The organism is Pseudarthrobacter sulfonivorans (assembly GCF_024391045.1).
Taxonomy (GTDB): Bacteria; Actinomycetota; Actinomycetes; order Actinomycetales; family Micrococcaceae; genus Arthrobacter; species Arthrobacter sulfonivorans_B.
On record NZ_JANFCZ010000033.1, the window covers coordinates 1 to 15,668 of the forward strand.

Below are 15,668 nucleotides of genomic sequence, written 5' to 3' on the forward strand. Positions count from 1 at the left end.
ATCCTGGAACGAACTGCGCCGCGACGGCCTCGCCGCCGAGGAAGAAGCGTTCCTCAACCCCGGCGAACCTGCCCGGATCCCGTTCGTGGCCCGCCAACTCGCCGACGCCCAGGGCCCGATCGTAGCCGTCTCGGACTACATGAAGGCCGTCCCGGACCAGATCCGCCAATTCCTCCCCCACCAGTTCGCAACGCTCGGCGCGGACGGCTTCGGCTTCTCGGACACCCGCGCCGCAGCCCGCCGCTTCTTCAAGAACGACACGCACTCCATCGTGGTGAAAACCCTGCAGCTGCTCGCGCCGAGGGGCGAGGTGGAGGCCGGCGCCCCGCAATACGCCATGGACCGCTACAAACTCCTTGACGTCAACGCGGGAACCACGGGCGGGGCGGGCGGAGACTCCTGACCCGCCCCCACTGACTCCGCGGACGTACAGAACGACGACGGCAGCCCCCACCAAAAGGTGAGGGCCGCCGTCGTCGTTCCCTTGCGTTTGCCGTGCAGGCTTCCACTGCTTCTTCGAGGACGCGCGTCCGGTCTTAGGGCGCGCCGGGGCGCATCAGCGCCGCGAGCGGCTGAAAACCGGCAGGGCCTGGATCCAGAGTGAGATGCGGCCGGCCGGCTGCACCCGGTCCTCCGGCATAAACAGGTCCGGATCCACGCCGCTGCCGTACGGGAAGTAGAACTCCTGACCTGGCAGCGCTTCCACCGGCGCCGCCACTGGTGCCTCCGCTGGAGCCGGCGCCTGCGCCCGCGTCTTCTCATCCTGCTGGTACATCTGGGCCTCCTCTGGCTATGGGCTCTGCCTGGCTTTCGCATTCCACCTTATGGAAATACTTTTCTGCTATACGAAATCTTAGAAGCGGTGGACCGATCGCGTCAATAGCCCCGGCTCGGCCTGCGGGCCGTCGCAGTCACAATCGCGAATTAGGAAAAGTGATGTACAGCACCCCCTTCCCTGCGCTACGCTTTTTCGTACATCGTGGCCTGGGTCACGAAACCTGGGAGCAGCAGGCAGGGTCGTAATGAGCTGACATCACATCGATGTCGGCTCATTTTTTGTTGGGTCGACGGAACGAGAAACGCGTGGGAAACACGCGCTTAATTTCTATGCGGGACTGTGGTCCCACATACCTGAAGTTGGGAAATCTGACCATGAGCAGCAAGATCATCCTCGGCAGCAACCAGTTCGGCAAAGCGGAGGTCCGGGTCGTCAAAATCACCCGCGACACCGAACGCCACCAGATCGAAGACCTGAACGTCACCTCGCAGCTGCGCGGCGACTTCGCCGCAGCGCACCTGGAAGGCGACAACGGCCATGTTGTCCCCACGGACACCCAGAAGAACACCGTCTACGCCTTCGCCCGTGAAGGTATCGGTTCACCCGAAGCCTTCCTGCTGCGCCTGGGCGAGCACTTCACCTCCAGCTTCGACTGGGTGGACGGTGGCCGCTGGGAAGCCGAGTCCTACAGCTGGAGCAGGATCCAGGCACACAGCGCCGAGCATAACCACAGCTTTGTGCGCAACGGCCAGGAAGTCCGCACAGCGGTGCTGGTCCGGGACGGCGCCACCGAACACCTGATCTCCGGCCTCAAGGACCTCACCGTCCTGAAGTCCACCGAATCGGGCTTCACCGGGTACCCCAAGGACAAATACACCACCCTGCAGGAGACCACGGACCGCATCCTGGCCACCGACGTCTCCGCCCGCTGGCGGTTCAAGACCGGCACGGATTTCAGCGGCTACGACTTCAACAAAAACTACGACGACGTCAAGAGCCTCCTGCTCGAAGGCTTCACCGAGAAGTACTCCCACGCCCTCCAGCAGACCCTCTTCGACATGGGAACCAAGGTCCTGGAAGCGCACCCGGAGATCGACGAAATCAAGTTCTCCATGCCCAACAAGCACCACTTCCTGGTGGACCTGTCCCCCTTCGGCCTCGACAACCCCAACGAGGTCTTCTTCGCCGCGGACCGTCCGTACGGCCTGATCGAAGCCACCGTCCTGCGCGAGGACGCCGCAAGTGCCGAGAACGCCTGGACGGGCATCGCCGGCTTCTGCTAAACCCTCGCCACCGAAAAATCAGCCAGACACGTTAGCCAGACGATGACGTCTGCCATGAACCAGAAAGTCTGCCATGAACAACAAAAAGAATTCGGCCGCGGCAGTTGCCGGCACCGGCCAGCAGCAGTCGGGGCGGCCGGAAGACCAGCGCCTCTCCATCGGCAGTAGCTTCGCCTACGGCTTCCAGCACGTCCTGACCATGTACGGCGGCATCATCGCCGTTCCCCTGATCGTCGGCCAGGCCGCCGGCCTCTCCCCGTCCGACATCGGCGTCCTGATCGCCGCTGCCCTCTTCATGGGCGGCCTGGCCACCCTGCTCCAGACCATCGGCATCCCGTTCTTTGGTTCGCAGCTGCCGCTGGTCCAGGGTGTCTCATTTGCCAGCGTGGCCACCATGGTGGCCATCGTCACCGGCGGCGGGGGGCTGCCTGCCGTCTTTGGCGCCGTGATGGTGTCGGCTGCCATCGGCCTGCTGATCGCGCCGGTCTTTTCGAAGATTGTCCGCTTCTTTCCGCCGGTTGTCACCGGCACGGTGATCACCACCATCGGGCTGACGCTGATGCCCGTCGCGGCCAACTGGGCCATGGGCGGGAACCGCAAGGCTGAGGACTACGGCAGCATGGCCAACATCGGCCTCGCCGCCGTGACCCTCGCGCTCGTCCTGATCCTGAGCAAGCTCGGCAACGCCACCCTCTCACGCCTGTCCATCCTGCTGGCCATGGTGGTGGGCACCATCGTGGCCGTGGTCACCGGCATGGCCGACTTCTCCAAAGTGGGCGACGGCCCCATAGTCGCCTTCCCCACCCCCTTCCACCTGGGCGCCCCCACCTTCGAGATCGCCGCCATCATCTCCATGGTGATTGTGGTGCTGGTCATCCTCACCGAAACCATGGCCGACATCCTCGCCGTCGGCGAAATCGTCGGCACCCGCACAGACTCCAAGCGGATCGCCGCGGGCCTGCGCGCCGACATGGTCTCCAGCCTGGTGGCCCCCGTGTTTGGCTCATTCACCCAGAGCGCCTTCGCCCAGAACGTGGGACTGGTGGCCGTCACCAAGATCAAGAGCCGCTACGTGGTGGCCGCGGGCGGCGTGATCCTGGTCCTCCTGGGCCTGCTGCCGGTCCTCGGCCGGGTGGTGGCCGCAGTTCCGACGGCGGTCCTGGGCGGTGCGGGCATCGTCCTGTTCGGAACGGTGGCCGCCAGCGGCATCCGGACCCTGGCCAAGGTGGAATACAAAAACAACATGAACCTGATCATCGTGGCCGCGTCCATCGGTTTCGGGATGATCCCGATCGCCGCGCCCACGTTCTACGACAAGTTCCCTGCCTGGTTCGGCACCATCTTCCACTCCGGCATCAGCTCGGCCGCGGTCATGGCCATCCTGCTGAACCTGCTCTTCAACCACCTGAAGGCCGGCAACTCGGAGAACCAGTCGGTGTTTGTGGCCGGCACCGGACGCGTGGTCCGGGAAGAGGACCTCAAATGCCTGGCCGAGGGCGACCGCTACGAGGACGGCAAGCTGATCGACTGCGACGGAAAGGAAGTCCCCATCCACTCGTCGGAATCAGCAACCGAGCACTGATACCCGGCACGAGATGGCAGTTCGCAGCAGTGTCCGGCAAGGACATTGCCGCGAACTGCCATCTCGCGGGTCAGTTCCGGTTGAGTTCGTCCGAGATGGCCTGGGCTGCTTCGCGCAGCATCGGCACCGCCCGCTCGGCAAAGGACTGGTCCACGCGGGACACCGGACCGGACACGGAGATGGCCGTCGGAGTGGGAGCGTTGGGGACGGCCATGGCAAAGCAGCGGACGCCGAGTTCCTGCTCCTCCTCGTCGATCGAGTAGCCGCGGTCGCGGATCAGCTTCAGGTCAGCCATCAGGGCCTCAATGTCGCCGATGCTCTTGGGGGTGGGGGTTGGCATGCCTTTACGGGCCACGATGCCCCGCACGGTGTCGTCGTCCAACTGGGCCAGGATCGCCTTGCCCATCCCGGTGGCGTGCATAAAGCCGCGGCGGCCCACTTCGGTGATCATCCGCATGGAATGCAGCGAGGGGACCTGGGCCACGTACATCACCATGTCCGAGTCCAGCACCGCCATGTTGGCGGTTTCCCCGAGGCGCTCCACCAGCGACTGGAGCTGCGGCCGGGCCAAGGCCCCCAGCTGCTTGTTGGCACCTTCGCCAAGCCGGATGAGCCGTGGGCCCAGGGCGTACCGGCGGTTGGGCAGCTGGCGGATGTACCCCAGCGTCACGAGGGTGCGCAGCAGCCGGTGAATGGTGGGGAGCGGCAGTTCAGTGGATGCGGAGAGTTCACTGAGGGTGACTTCGCCGCCGGCATCCGTGATCAGTTCCAAGAGTTCGAAGACGCGCTCTACCGACTGCACGCCTCCCGAGGCTTTTTCAGCCATGTACCAGTCTCCTGCGGGCTCGATTTCCGACAACTCGTTTTCGCATCGTGAAAAGAATTGTCCCAGATCTCCCAAGATACATCACGGCCTGATGACTGCGGGAGGGCCTCAAAGACTTGTATTTCCACAAAGTAGATAATAATATCCATCATACGAAATAATTTGATTGATCATGTGCCCGTCAGCGGGCCTAACAGGAGGACATTCAATGGCGAACCCCAGCCCCGGAAACTCGATCACCCTGCGCGTGGAGGCACCGTCCAGCTTCAGCGCCACCAGCGAACTGGCCGCCGCCGTGGGAGCAGCCGGCGCCGCCATCACCGCCCTGGACGTCACCGAATCCCACCACGAGACCCTGGTTGTTGACGTCACCTGCAACACCACCGACGACGCCCACGCCAACCGCGTCAAGGATGCCCTCAACGCGCTCGACGGCGTCACGGTCCAGCACGTCTCTGACCGCACCTTCCTGATGCACCTCGGCGGCAAGCTGGAAGTCGTCCCCAAAGTAGCCCTGCGCAACCGCGACGATCTGTCACGCGCCTATACTCCCGGCGTCGCGCGCGTCTGCCTGGCCATCGCAGAGGACCCGGCCGCTGCCCGCAACCTGACCGTCAAGCGCAACACCATCGCCGTGGTCACCGACGGCTCCGCTGTACTCGGCCTGGGCAACATCGGCCCCGCTGCAGCGCTTCCCGTGATGGAAGGGAAGGCTGCGCTGTTCAAGCAGTTCGCCAACGTGGACGCCTGGCCGGTCTGCCTGGACACCCAGGACACCGAGGAAATCATCAAGATCGTCAAGGCCCTGGCACCGGTCTACGGCGGCGTGAACCTCGAGGACATCGCGGCTCCGCGCTGCTTCGAGATCGAGAACCGCCTCCGGGAGGAACTGGACATCCCGGTGTTCCACGATGACCAGCACGGCACGGCCATCGTCACCCTCGCCGCCCTGGTGAACGCCCTGCGTGTAGTGGACAAGAAACTGTCCGAGGTCCGCATTGTGGTTTCGGGCGTCGGCGCCGCCGGCTCGGCAATCATCCAGCTGCTCAAGGCCCAGGGCGCGCAGCACATCATCGCCGCAGGCCGTTCCGGCGCCATCCATTCGGGTGAGAAGTACAACGACGAACACCGCAGCTGGATTGCCGCGAACACCAACGAAGAAGGCTTCTCCGGGTCCCTCCATGACGCCATGGTGGGCGCCGATGTGTTCATCGGCGTCAGCGCCCCGCACGTGATCGGCGAGGAGCAGGTGGCCGCCATGGCCCCGAACGCCATCGTCTTCGCCATGGCCAACCCGACGCCGGAGATCGATCCGGCCATCGCCGCCAAGCACGCCGCCGTGGTGGCCACCGGCCGCAGCGACTTCCCCAACCAGATCAACAACGTCCTGGCGTTCCCCGGTTTCTTCCGCGGCCTGCTGGACGCGGGCGCAGCCGACATCACCCCGGAAATGCTGGTGGCCGCCGCCGAGGCCATCGCCAACAGGGTAGCTGACGGCGAGCTCAATGCCAGCTACATTATCCCCAGTGTGTTTGATCCCCATGTCGCCGCTGACGTGGCTTCCGCGGTCGCCGCCGCAGCGCACGCCACCACGGCAACGGCGGCGCCGGCCAACGCGGACGCTGCCTTCGCCAACGCCTGATTCGCTGCGAGACCCACAGCCTAGGAAAGGACCAGAAATGGCCATCACAGTCACAAACCCGCAGCCGATCGAACGCGCGGAGGAAATCCTCACCCCCGAAGCGCTGGCATTCCTGGAGGAGCTCCACAATCGGTTCGCCGGCACCCGCAACGAACTCCTCGCAGCCCGCGGCGTCAAGCGGCAGAAGGTTGCCGATACCGGCAGGCTGGAATTCCTGCCGGAAACCCAGGACGTGCGCGACGGCGACTGGCAGGTTGCGCCGGCTCCCGCAGCGTTGCAGGACCGCCGGGTGGAAATGACCGGCCCCGCGTCGCCCGCCAAAATGGCCATCAACGCGCTGAACTCCGGCGCCAAAGTGTGGCTCGCCGACCTCGAGGACGCCTCCACACCCACCTGGGCCAACGTCATTGACGCCATCCTGAACCTCCGCGACGCCGCCGCGGGCACCCTGAGCTACACCTCGCCCGAGGGCAAGGAGTACAAGCTCCGCACCGACGTCCCGCTCGCCGTCGTGGTGGCCCGCCCGCGCGGCTGGCACTTCCCGGAAAAGCACGTGCTGATCGACGGCGAACCCGGCGTGGGTGCGCTGGTGGACTTCGGCCTGCACTTCTTCCACGTGTCCAAACAGCTGGTACAGAACGGCCAGGGCCCCTACTACTACCTGCCCAAAATGGAGAGCCACCTCGAGGCCCGCCTCTGGAACGACATCTTCGTCTTCGCCCAGGACTTCCTCGGCCTCCCGCAGGGCACCATCCGCGCCACCGTCCTGATCGAGACCATCCCGGCCGCGTTCGAAATGGATGAGATCCTCTACGAGCTCCGCGACCACGCCTCCGGCCTGAACGCCGGCCGCTGGGACTACCTGTTCAGCATCATCAAGTACTTCCGCGACGCCGGCGAGGAGTTCGTGCTCCCGGACCGTGCCTCCGTGGTCATGACCGCCCCGTTCATGCGCGCCTACACCGAACTGCTGGTCAAGACCTGCCACCAGCGCGGCGCCTTCGCCATGGGCGGGATGGCCGCCGTCATCCCCAACCGGCGCCACCCCGAGGTCACCGAGGCAGCCTTCGCCAAGGTCCGCGCCGACAAGACCCGGGAAGCCAACGACGGGTTCGACGGCTCCTGGGTGGCCCACCCGGACCTCGTGCCCACCTGCCAGGAAGTCTTCGACGCCGTGCTGGGCGACCCGGCCAAGGGCGGCAAGCCCAACCAGCTGGACAAGCAGCGCCCCGAGGTTTCCGTCACCGCCGACCAGCTCCTGGACATCGCCTCCGCGCACGGCCAGGTCACCGAGACCGGCCTGCGCCTGAACCTCTACGTCGCCGTCGCCTACACCGCCGTCTGGCTCTCCGGAAACGGCGCCGTGGCCATCCACAACCTGATGGAGGACGCCGCCACCGCGGAAATCTCCCGCTCCCAGGTGTGGCAGCAGATCCGCAACAAGTCCGTCCTCGCGGACACTGGAAACACCGTGACCCGCGAACTGGTGGAACGGATCCTCGGCGAGGAAACCGAACGGCTCCGGACCGAGTTCGGCGACGAAGCCTTCCGCCTCTACTACCAGCCGGCCAGCCGGCTGATCGGCGACATTTGCCTGTCCGAGGACTACACCGACTTCCTCACCACCCCGGCCTACGAACTGGTGGACTAAGGCATGGGCATCTCCCGCAAACCGTCGCTTTCCGCGGCCGACACCGCTCACATCGACGCCCAGTTGGCCGCCACGGACCACCTGCTGGACCATAACTACCCGGGCGATGACGGCTCACGCCAGCCCGTCCACACCGTCTACGTCCCCGCTGACCGGTTCACGCCGTCGTTCGCCTCTGAATGGGGCGCCCAGGCACGGGCGACGGCGGACGCCCACGGCGGCATGGCCCGTTTGGGGCAGCTGCTGGGCCAGGACGCCGAACTGGCTGCCACGGTGGCCACCCGCGTGGAAGCGAAGCTGGCCTCGGAGCCCATCGAGGACCTGCGCCTCGATTTCGAGGACGGCTTCGGGGACAGGGGCGACGACGCCGAGGACGACGCCGCTGTTGCAGCGGCATCCGCCGTGGCCGCCGCCGTCGCGGCCGGGTCTGCGCCGCCGTTCATCGGGATCCGGTTCAAATGCTTCGAAGCGGCCACCCGTGCCCGTGGCCTGCGGACACTGGACCTGTTTGTGTCCGCGCTTGCCGAGGCGGGCGAGTTGCCGGACGGCCTGGTCCTGACGCTGCCCAAGGTCACCACCGTGGCACAGGTGCAGGCCATGGACTACGCCGTGTCCCGGCTTGAGGAAGTGCATTCCCTGCCGGCCGGCCGGCTGCGGTTCGAAGTACAGGTGGAAACCCCGCAGCTCATCCTCGGCCCGGACGGCACCTCCCCGGTGGCGCAGCTGCCGCACGCGGTGCCGGGCCGGATCAGCGGCCTGCACTACGGCACGTACGACTACTCGGCGTCCCTGCAGATCTCGGCCGAATACCAGTCCATGGAGCACCCCGTGGCCGACTTTGCCAAGGAAGTCATGCAGCTGGCCGTCGCCGGCACCGGCATCCGGCTCTCCGACGGGTCCACCAACATCATTCCGGTGGGCGACAACGTGGAGCACGCCTGGCAGCTGCACGGCCGACTGGTCCGGCGGTCCCTGGAACGCGGCTACTACCAAGGGTGGGACCTGCACCCGGCCCAGCTGCCCAGCCGCTTCGCCGCCACCTACGCCTTCTACCGCGAGGGCCTCCCCGCCGCCGCGGCCCGGCTCCGAAACTACGTGGAACGCACCGAAGGCGGGGTCATGGACGAGCCGGCCACTGCACGCGCGCTGGCAGCATTTGTGCTCCGCGGCGTCCAGTGCGGGGCCGTCGGTGCCGATGAAGTCCTGGCGGGTGCCGGCGTCGGCCTTTCCCACCTCACGGCACTTGCCCACCCGCGGCTCGCCGCCTCCAACACGCCAACAAAGGATCTCCTTCATGGGTAAGTACTACTCCCCCACCGGCGGCCTGCCGCCGCAGACGCACCTGACCACCGAGCGCGCCATCGTCACCGAGGCCTACACGGTCATCCCCAAGGGCGTCATGACGGACATCGTGACGTCCAACCTGCCGGGCTTCGCCAACACGCGCTCGTGGATCATCGCCCGGCCCATCTCCGGGTTCGCCACCACCTTTTCCCAGCTGATCGTGGAGATCGGCCCGGGCGGCGGGGCTCCCAAGGCCGAATTTGAGGCCGGCGTGGAAGGCGTCATCTTCGTGACCCGCGGCCACGTGAACCTGACCCTCGACGGCGAACTCCACCAGCTCGAGGAGGGCGGCTACGCCTACCTTGCCGCCGGTTCGGAATGGGGCCTGGAGAACGTTTCCGACGACGTCGTGTCCTTCCACTGGATCCGCAAGGCCTACGAACGCCTGGAAGGGTACGAGGCCAAGTCCTTCGTCACCAACGAGAAGGACGTGGAGCCGACGTCCATGCCGGACACCAATGACGCCTGGAAGACCACCCGCTTCACGGACTCCAACGACCTGGCCCACGACATGCAGGTGAACATAGTGACGTTCCAGCCCGGCGGCGTGATCCCGTTCCCGGAAACCCACGTCATGGAGCACGGCCTGTACGTCCTCGAAGGCAAGGCCATGTACCTGCTCAACAACGACTGGGTGGAAGTGGAGGCCGGCGACTTCATGTGGCTGCGCGCCTTCTGCCCGCAGGCCTGCTACGCCGGCGGCCCGGGCGAGTTCCGCTACCTGCTCTACAAGGACATGAACCGCCAGGTCCGCCTGACGTAGCATTCCCGGTGCCGGGTGGCCTTGTGGCCGCCCGGCACTTTTGTGTTCGCCGGCCTTTTGGCTTTTCCGGCTTGACGCTGGCTGGTTGGCTGCTTGTCCGGAAAATGTCAGGCCCTCCCGCAAGGATGGAGACATGGGAAAAGCGGCGGTGGTGAAGGCATTTGAGGACATCGATGCCGCCCTTGCTGTGCTCGACGCCGAGGTGGACGGGTCTGGTTCTGATGGGTCTTGGGAGGCTGATCCCTTGCGCGGCCTGGCCGATAGGTATCTGGACATCCTCGCCGGGACCCGGAGGATGGAGGCCGGGTTCGCGGGGCTGAAAGCCCGGGCGGCGGCGGAATTCGCTTCCACCCTCGCAGCTGTCGCGGCCCCGGATGAGCCAGTGCAGGCCCAAGAGGCCGCGGTGACCGCGGAGATCGGGTGTGTCCTGACCATCGGACCGCGCGCGGCAGAGGCCCTGCTGAACCAGTCGGAGATGCTGACCACGGTATTGCCGCTGACCCTGGCTGCCCTGCAGGACGGCACCATTTCGTGGCAGCACGCCCGGGTCATGGTGGAAGAAGCCGGCACCCTTGACCGTGCCGGCGCCGCGACCCTGGAGGCCCATTTCCTGGACCCGGACGCACCGGACGCGGCCCGGGGGTGTCCTGCAGGGGAGATGCCGGCTTCCCGGTTCAGGCATAAGGCCCGGACCTGGCGGGAACGCCACCACGCTGAAAGCATCGAGAAGCGCCACGCCGCGGGTGCCCTGGACCGGCGGGTGGAGTACGCCCCGGACCATGACGGGATGGCCTGGCTCTCGGCCTACCTACCAGGGGACCAGGCGGCAGCGATCTGGAACCGGACCACTGCCATCGCCCGCGGCCTCCAGGGCCCGGACGAGGACCGAAACCTCACTCAACTCCGCGCCGATGTCCTCGCTGCCACTCTCCTCAGCGGCGGAAACGAGGTCAGCAACGGACACCAGGAAGGCAGCGGCCCCGGGCAGGTTCCGCCCCCACGCGCCCAGGTCCTGGTGACCGTGCCCGTGTTTTCCCTTCTCGGTGCCACCGACGAGCCGGCGATGCTGGACGGTCACGGCCCGATCCCCGCGTCAATGGCCAGGGACCTCGTGGCGAACGGGGCCGGCTCGTTCTACCGGGTGCTGGTTGACCCCAGGGATGGGGCACCATTGGAGATCGGCCGGACCAGCTACCGGCTAACCAAGGCCATGCGGCAGTGGCTCCGGCTGCGGGACGGCAAGTGTTCCTTCCCGGGATGTTCCAACCCGTCCCTGGACAACGACGCGGACCACCTTCTCGCCTGGGCCCAGGGCGGAACCACCGGAATCAGCAACCTCGGCCAGGCATGCCCGGCCCACCACAAGCTCAGGCACAGCACCCCTTGGACCCCCACCCCGGCCTCCAAGGATGAACCACCCGGCTGGATCTCACCCTCCGGAAGGCACTACAAGAGCGAACATCAGGACTGGGAACCACCACAGTGGCCGCCCGGGTTCCTGCCACGGCTCCTGCCAACGGCGCCGAGCCTCCTGGAACGGGCGATCCTGCCGTATCTGAGCGGGTGACTGGCTGGTCCTACCTGGTCACTGGCCCCGCCGCGCGCCGCCGCGCGCGTCTACTCAGCGCGGGCAGGCAGACCTCCCGAGCCCGTCCGCGTTTCCAGGACCCTGTCGCCGTGGAGCCAGGCCTTACCGAAGCGGCGAGCCCACCACTGTAAAGCGGGTGCCGCCCATCTCCCCCGAAAGCAGCGGCATGGCCTCTGCGATGGCGGCTCGCACGCTGTCCAGCTGCAGCGAGGCCTGATGCGCTTCCGCGGATTCCCAGAGCTCGCTGACAAAGACGGTGTCCGGCACATCGGGGTTGACCCCCACGTCATACCGGAGGCACCCTGCCACCTCAAGTGCCGCCGTCGGCCGCACCAGAATGGCCACTAGAGCGTCCTGCTGGCCGGGTTTGGTCCCAAGGCTGCCCACATTCACGAATGTCATAAGGACAGTGTGCTCCTCCTTGACTCCTGCCCCACCCTTCCCTACAATTTTCATAAAGCAGAATCTAAATTCCACAAAGCGGAAACGGCGAAGAGCCGGAAAGCGCGGAAGATAGATCCAAGCCCCTCCTCGGAAGGACCTACGATGACGTACACAGTGAACTGCTCCATCCTCTTGACGGAGCTTCCCCTCCTCGAGCGCCCCGCGGCGGCCAAGGCTGCCGGCTTTGACGCCGTCGAGTTCTGGTGGCCCTTCGAAACCTCGGTCCCCACCGACGCCCAGGTCACCCGGTTTGAGAACGCCATCACCGACGCCGGCGTCCAGCTCACCGGCCTGAACTTCAACGCCGGAAACATGCCCGGCGGTGACCGCGGCCTGGTCTCCTGGAAGGGACGCTGCTCCGAGTTCAAGGACAACATCGACGCGGTGGCCGGCATCGGCGAACGCCTCGGCTGCAAGGCCTTCAACGCCCTCTACGGCAACCGGCAGGACGAATACACCCCCGAGGAACAGGACGAGCTGGCCGTCAAGAACTTGGCGGCGGCAGCCGAAGGCGTCGCACGCATCGGCGGGACCGTCCTCCTCGAACCTGTCAGCGGCGCACCCAAGTATCCGCTCCTCACCGCCGACGACGCACTCAAGGTCATCGCCCGCGTGAAGGCGGAGGCCGGCGTCGGGAACATCAAGCTCCTCGCGGACTTCTATCACCTGGCAGTCAACGGGGACGACGTCGCCGCCGTCATCGAACACCACGCCAAAGACTTCGGCCACATCCAGATCGCCGACAACCCCGGCCGTGGCGCCCCCGGCACCGGCACCCTCCCGCTCGGCGAATGGATCGCCCGCAGCCGCGAACTCGGCTACACCGGCTACATCGGCCTCGAATACAAGGAACCGCAGGAAACGGCGTTCAGCTGGGCCATCCGCCAAGCCGCCAGCAAGTAACCACAGACTTTCCAGAAAAGAGAACCATCATGAGCAACGTTGCAGTCATCGGACTCGGAATCATGGGCCTGCCCATGGCCATCAACCTCGTCAAGGCCGGCCATACCGTCACCGGCTTCAACCGCAGCCAGGACAAAATCGACAAACTCGTCTCCGAAGGCGGCAAGGCCGCCTCGAGCATCGCGGACGCCGTCAAAGAGGCCGACGTCGTCATCACCATGGTGCCGGACTCCCCCGACGTTGAGGGCGTGGTCAGCGGCAAGGACGGCGTCTTCGCCAACGCCAAGAAGGGCGCCCTGTGGATCGACGCGTCCAGCATCCGCCCCGACGTCGCCAAGCGCCTGTCGGACGACGCCCGCGAAGCCGGCGTCCGCCCCCTTGACGCCCCCGTCTCCGGCGGCGAACAGGGCGCCATCGACGCCGTACTCTCCATCATGGTGGGCGGTGACAAGGCAGACTTCGAAGCAGCCCAGGACGTCCTGAACGCCGTCGGCAAAACCATCGTCCACGTCGGCCCCTCCGGCTCCGGCCAGACCGTCAAAGCAGCCAACCAGCTGATCGTCGCGGTCAACATCCAGGTCCTCGGCGAAGCCATCACCTTCCTCGAGGCCTACGGCGTGGACACCGACGCCGCCCTCAAGGTCCTCGGCGGCGGCCTGGCCGGCTCCAAGGTCCTGGACCAGAAGGGCCAGAAGATGCTGGACCGCAACTTCGACCCCGGCTTCCGCCTCGCCCTGCACCACAAGGACCTGGGCATCGTCACCGCCGCCGCCCGCGAAGCCAACGTCGCCGTCCCGCTCGGCGCCGTCGTCGCCCAGCTCGTCGCCGCCACCGTCAACCAGGGCGACGGCGCACTGGACCACTCCGGACTCTTCAAGCAGGTCCTCCAGCTCTCCGGCCGGGAGTAACCCTCACGCAGCCCGGCCAGCCGCCCCGAAACGGAGCACATTGACACGGACTCGCCGGCCGCCGTCGTAGTTTTCGACGCCGACTCCCCAAAGTGCCCCACGACGGTTCGTGGGGGTACTTCAGCACACCCAAAAACAGACTTTCAAGCTTTCAAGGAGCACCCCATGAGCAAGATGCGTACCGTTGATGCAGCGGTGGCCATCCTGGAAAAGGAAGGCGCCATCGAGGCGTTCGGCCTGCCAGGCGCTGCCATCAACCCCTTCTACTCCGCCATGCGCGCCCACGGCGGCATCCGCCACACGCTGGCCCGCCACGTTGAGGGCGCCAGCCACATGGCGGACGGCTTCTCCCGCGCCAAGGACGGCAACATCGGCATCTGTGTCGGCACCTCCGGCCCCGCCGGAACCGACATGATCACCGGCCTCTACGCAGCCTGGGCAGACTCGATCCCCATGCTCTGCATCACCGGCCAGGCGCCGGTGGCCAAACTGCACAAGGAAGACTTCCAGGCCGTGGACATCGAGTCCATCGCCAAGCCCGTCACCAAGATGGCCATGACCATCCTGGAGCCCGGCCAGGTTCCCGGCGCCTTCCAGAAGGCCTTCCAGCTGATGCGCTCCGGCCGCCCCGGCCCGGTGCTGCTGGACCTGCCCATCGACGTGCAGCTGGCCGAGATCGAGTTCGATATCGACACCTACGAGCCACTCCCCGTTGAGAAGCCCAAGGCTTCCCGCAAGCAGTTGGAGAAGGCCCTGGACATGCTGCTCGCTGCCAAGCACCCGCTGATCGTGGCCGGCGGCGGCATCATCAACGCCGGCGCCTCCGCGCAGCTGGTGGAGCTGGCCGAGACCCTCAACGTTCCGGTGATTCCCACCCTGATGGGCTGGGGCACCATCCCGGACGACCACCGGCTGATGGCCGGCATGGTGGGCCTGCAGACCAGCCACCGCTACGGCAACGAGAACTACCTACGCAGTGACTTCGTGATCGGCATCGGCAACCGCTGGGCCAACCGCCACACGGGCGGCCTGGAGACCTACACGGCCGGCCGGACGTTCGTGCACATCGACATCGAGCCCACGCAGATCGGCCGCGTTTTCTCCCCGGACCTGGGCATCGCGTCCGACGCCGGCGCGGCGCTGGCGGGGCTGGTTGAGCTCGCCCGCGAGCGTGCTGCGGCAGGGTCCCTGCCGGACTACAGCGCCTGGGTTGCCGAATGCCAGGACCGGAAGGCCGCCCTGCACCGGAAGACACACTTCGAGAACATCCCCATCAAGCCGCAGCGTGTGTACGAGGAGATGAACAAGTCCTTCGGCCGCGACACCACCTACGTGTCCACCATCGGCCTGTCCCAGATCGCCGGCGCGCAGATGCTGCACGTGTTCGGCCCGCGAAAGTGGATCAACGCCGGCCAGGCAGGCCCCCTGGGCTGGACCGCCCCGGCAGCCCTCGGCGTCGCCCGCTCCAACCCGGACCAGACCGTGGTGGCGCTCTCCGGCGACTACGACTTCCAGTTCATGATCGAGGAACTGGCCGTTGGCGCGCAGTTCAACCTGCCGTACATCCACGTGGTGGTGAACAACTCCTACCTGGGCCTGATCCGCCAGTCCCAGCGCGGCTTCAAGATGGAGCAGAACGTCTCCCTGGCGTTCGAGAACATCAACAGCTCACACCTGTCCGAGGAGACCCGCGGCTACGGCGTGGACCACCTGAAGGTGGCCGAAGGCCTGGGCTGCAAGGCCGTCCGCGTGGAGGACCCCAACGACCTCGCCGCCGCGTTCGACAAGGCCAAGGCGCTGATGGGCGAGTTCCAGGTTCCCGTGGTGGTGGAAGTAATCCTGGAAAAGGTCACCAACATCTCCATGGGCGTGGAAATCAACGCCGTCAACGAGTTCGAGGAACTGGCCGGGACCGCCGCCGACGCCCCCACCGCCATCCTGGCACTGCAGGCATAA

Annotated in this window: 14 protein-coding genes; 11 read left to right on the forward strand and 3 right to left on the reverse strand. The window is 66.2% G+C overall.

Annotation, left to right across the window (positions count from 1 at the left end; all coding sequences use genetic code 11):
• On the forward strand, nt 1-403 hold a 403-nt coding region (locus tag NQJ30_RS17135), incomplete at its 5' end, for a transketolase-like TK C-terminal-containing protein (RefSeq protein WP_441339101.1).
• 153 nt (nt 404-556) lie between these two features.
• Here the strand turns inward: NQJ30_RS17135 and NQJ30_RS17140 are convergent.
• Nucleotides 557-775, reverse strand: coding sequence for a hypothetical protein (locus NQJ30_RS17140; RefSeq protein WP_255771333.1), 219 nt, complete (start codon nt 773-775; stop codon nt 557-559).
• Between the two features lie 377 nt (nt 776-1,152).
• Here NQJ30_RS17140 and pucL point away from each other — a divergent pair, with 377 nt between their 5' ends.
• Both pucL and NQJ30_RS17150 read left to right on the forward strand, forming a co-directional pair.
• The gene (gene pucL / locus NQJ30_RS17145; protein WP_255771334.1) at nt 1,153-2,061 is read left to right on the forward strand and encodes a factor-independent urate hydroxylase; all 909 of its coding nucleotides are present in this window, start codon (nt 1,153-1,155) and stop codon (nt 2,059-2,061) included.
• A gap of 73 nt (nt 2,062-2,134) precedes the next feature.
• On the forward strand, nt 2,135-3,643 hold the full coding sequence (locus NQJ30_RS17150) for a nucleobase:cation symporter-2 family protein (RefSeq protein ID WP_255771336.1): 1,509 nt from the start codon (nt 2,135-2,137) through the stop codon (nt 3,641-3,643).
• A 70-nt stretch (nt 3,644-3,713) separates the two neighbouring features.
• On the opposite strand, the gene NQJ30_RS17155 is transcribed toward NQJ30_RS17150, so the two are convergent.
• Nucleotides 3,714-4,469, reverse strand: coding sequence for an IclR family transcriptional regulator (locus tag NQJ30_RS17155; protein WP_255771337.1), 756 nt, complete (start codon nt 4,467-4,469; stop codon nt 3,714-3,716).
• Between the two features lie 208 nt (nt 4,470-4,677).
• Between NQJ30_RS17155 and NQJ30_RS17160 the strand changes: the two genes are divergently transcribed.
• The 5 genes from NQJ30_RS17160 to NQJ30_RS17180 all read left to right on the forward strand — a co-directional run bounded on the left by NQJ30_RS17160 (nt 4,678) and on the right by NQJ30_RS17180 (nt 11,436).
• On the forward strand, nt 4,678-6,111 hold the full coding sequence (locus NQJ30_RS17160; protein ID WP_255771338.1) for an NAD-dependent malic enzyme: 1,434 nt from the start codon (nt 4,678-4,680) through the stop codon (nt 6,109-6,111).
• A gap of 37 nt (nt 6,112-6,148) precedes the next feature.
• Nucleotides 6,149-7,762: a malate synthase A gene (gene aceB / locus NQJ30_RS17165; RefSeq protein WP_255771339.1), complete on the forward strand. Its 1,614-nt coding sequence runs from the start codon at nt 6,149-6,151 to the stop codon at nt 7,760-7,762.
• 3 nt (nt 7,763-7,765) lie between these two features.
• Nucleotides 7,766-9,064: a DUF6986 family protein gene (locus NQJ30_RS17170; protein ID WP_255771340.1), complete on the forward strand. Its 1,299-nt coding sequence runs from the start codon at nt 7,766-7,768 to the stop codon at nt 9,062-9,064.
• Nucleotides 9,057-9,869: a bifunctional allantoicase/(S)-ureidoglycine aminohydrolase gene (locus NQJ30_RS17175; protein ID WP_255771356.1), complete on the forward strand. Its 813-nt coding sequence runs from the start codon at nt 9,057-9,059 to the stop codon at nt 9,867-9,869. The genes NQJ30_RS17170 and NQJ30_RS17175 overlap by 8 nt, the downstream gene beginning before the upstream one ends.
• 133 nt (nt 9,870-10,002) lie before the next feature.
• Complete coding sequence (locus tag NQJ30_RS17180) at nt 10,003-11,436, forward strand: HNH endonuclease signature motif containing protein (protein WP_255771358.1); 1,434 nt, start codon at nt 10,003-10,005, stop codon at nt 11,434-11,436.
• A 123-nt stretch (nt 11,437-11,559) separates the two neighbouring features.
• Here the strand turns inward: NQJ30_RS17180 and NQJ30_RS17185 are convergent, their stop codons facing one another.
• Nucleotides 11,560-11,859, reverse strand: coding sequence for a putative quinol monooxygenase (locus NQJ30_RS17185; protein ID WP_255771360.1), 300 nt, complete (start codon nt 11,857-11,859; stop codon nt 11,560-11,562).
• 144 nt (nt 11,860-12,003) lie between these two features.
• Here NQJ30_RS17185 and NQJ30_RS17190 point away from each other — a divergent pair, with 144 nt between their 5' ends.
• The 3 genes from NQJ30_RS17190 to gcl all read left to right on the forward strand — a co-directional run bounded on the left by NQJ30_RS17190 (nt 12,004) and on the right by gcl (nt 15,668).
• Entirely contained in the window at nt 12,004-12,804 is an 801-nt protein-coding gene (locus NQJ30_RS17190; protein WP_255771362.1) for a hydroxypyruvate isomerase family protein, read from the forward strand.
• Nucleotides 12,693-13,712 carry a 2-hydroxy-3-oxopropionate reductase gene (locus tag NQJ30_RS17195; RefSeq protein WP_255771375.1) on the forward strand — a complete coding sequence of 340 codons (1,020 nt, stop codon included), beginning with the start codon at nt 12,693-12,695 and terminating at the stop codon, nt 13,710-13,712. The genes NQJ30_RS17190 and NQJ30_RS17195 overlap by 112 nt, the downstream gene beginning before the upstream one ends.
• A gap of 165 nt (nt 13,713-13,877) precedes the next feature.
• Nucleotides 13,878-15,668 carry a glyoxylate carboligase gene (gene gcl / locus NQJ30_RS17200; RefSeq protein WP_255771376.1) on the forward strand — a complete coding sequence of 597 codons (1,791 nt, stop codon included), beginning with the start codon at nt 13,878-13,880 and terminating at the stop codon, nt 15,666-15,668.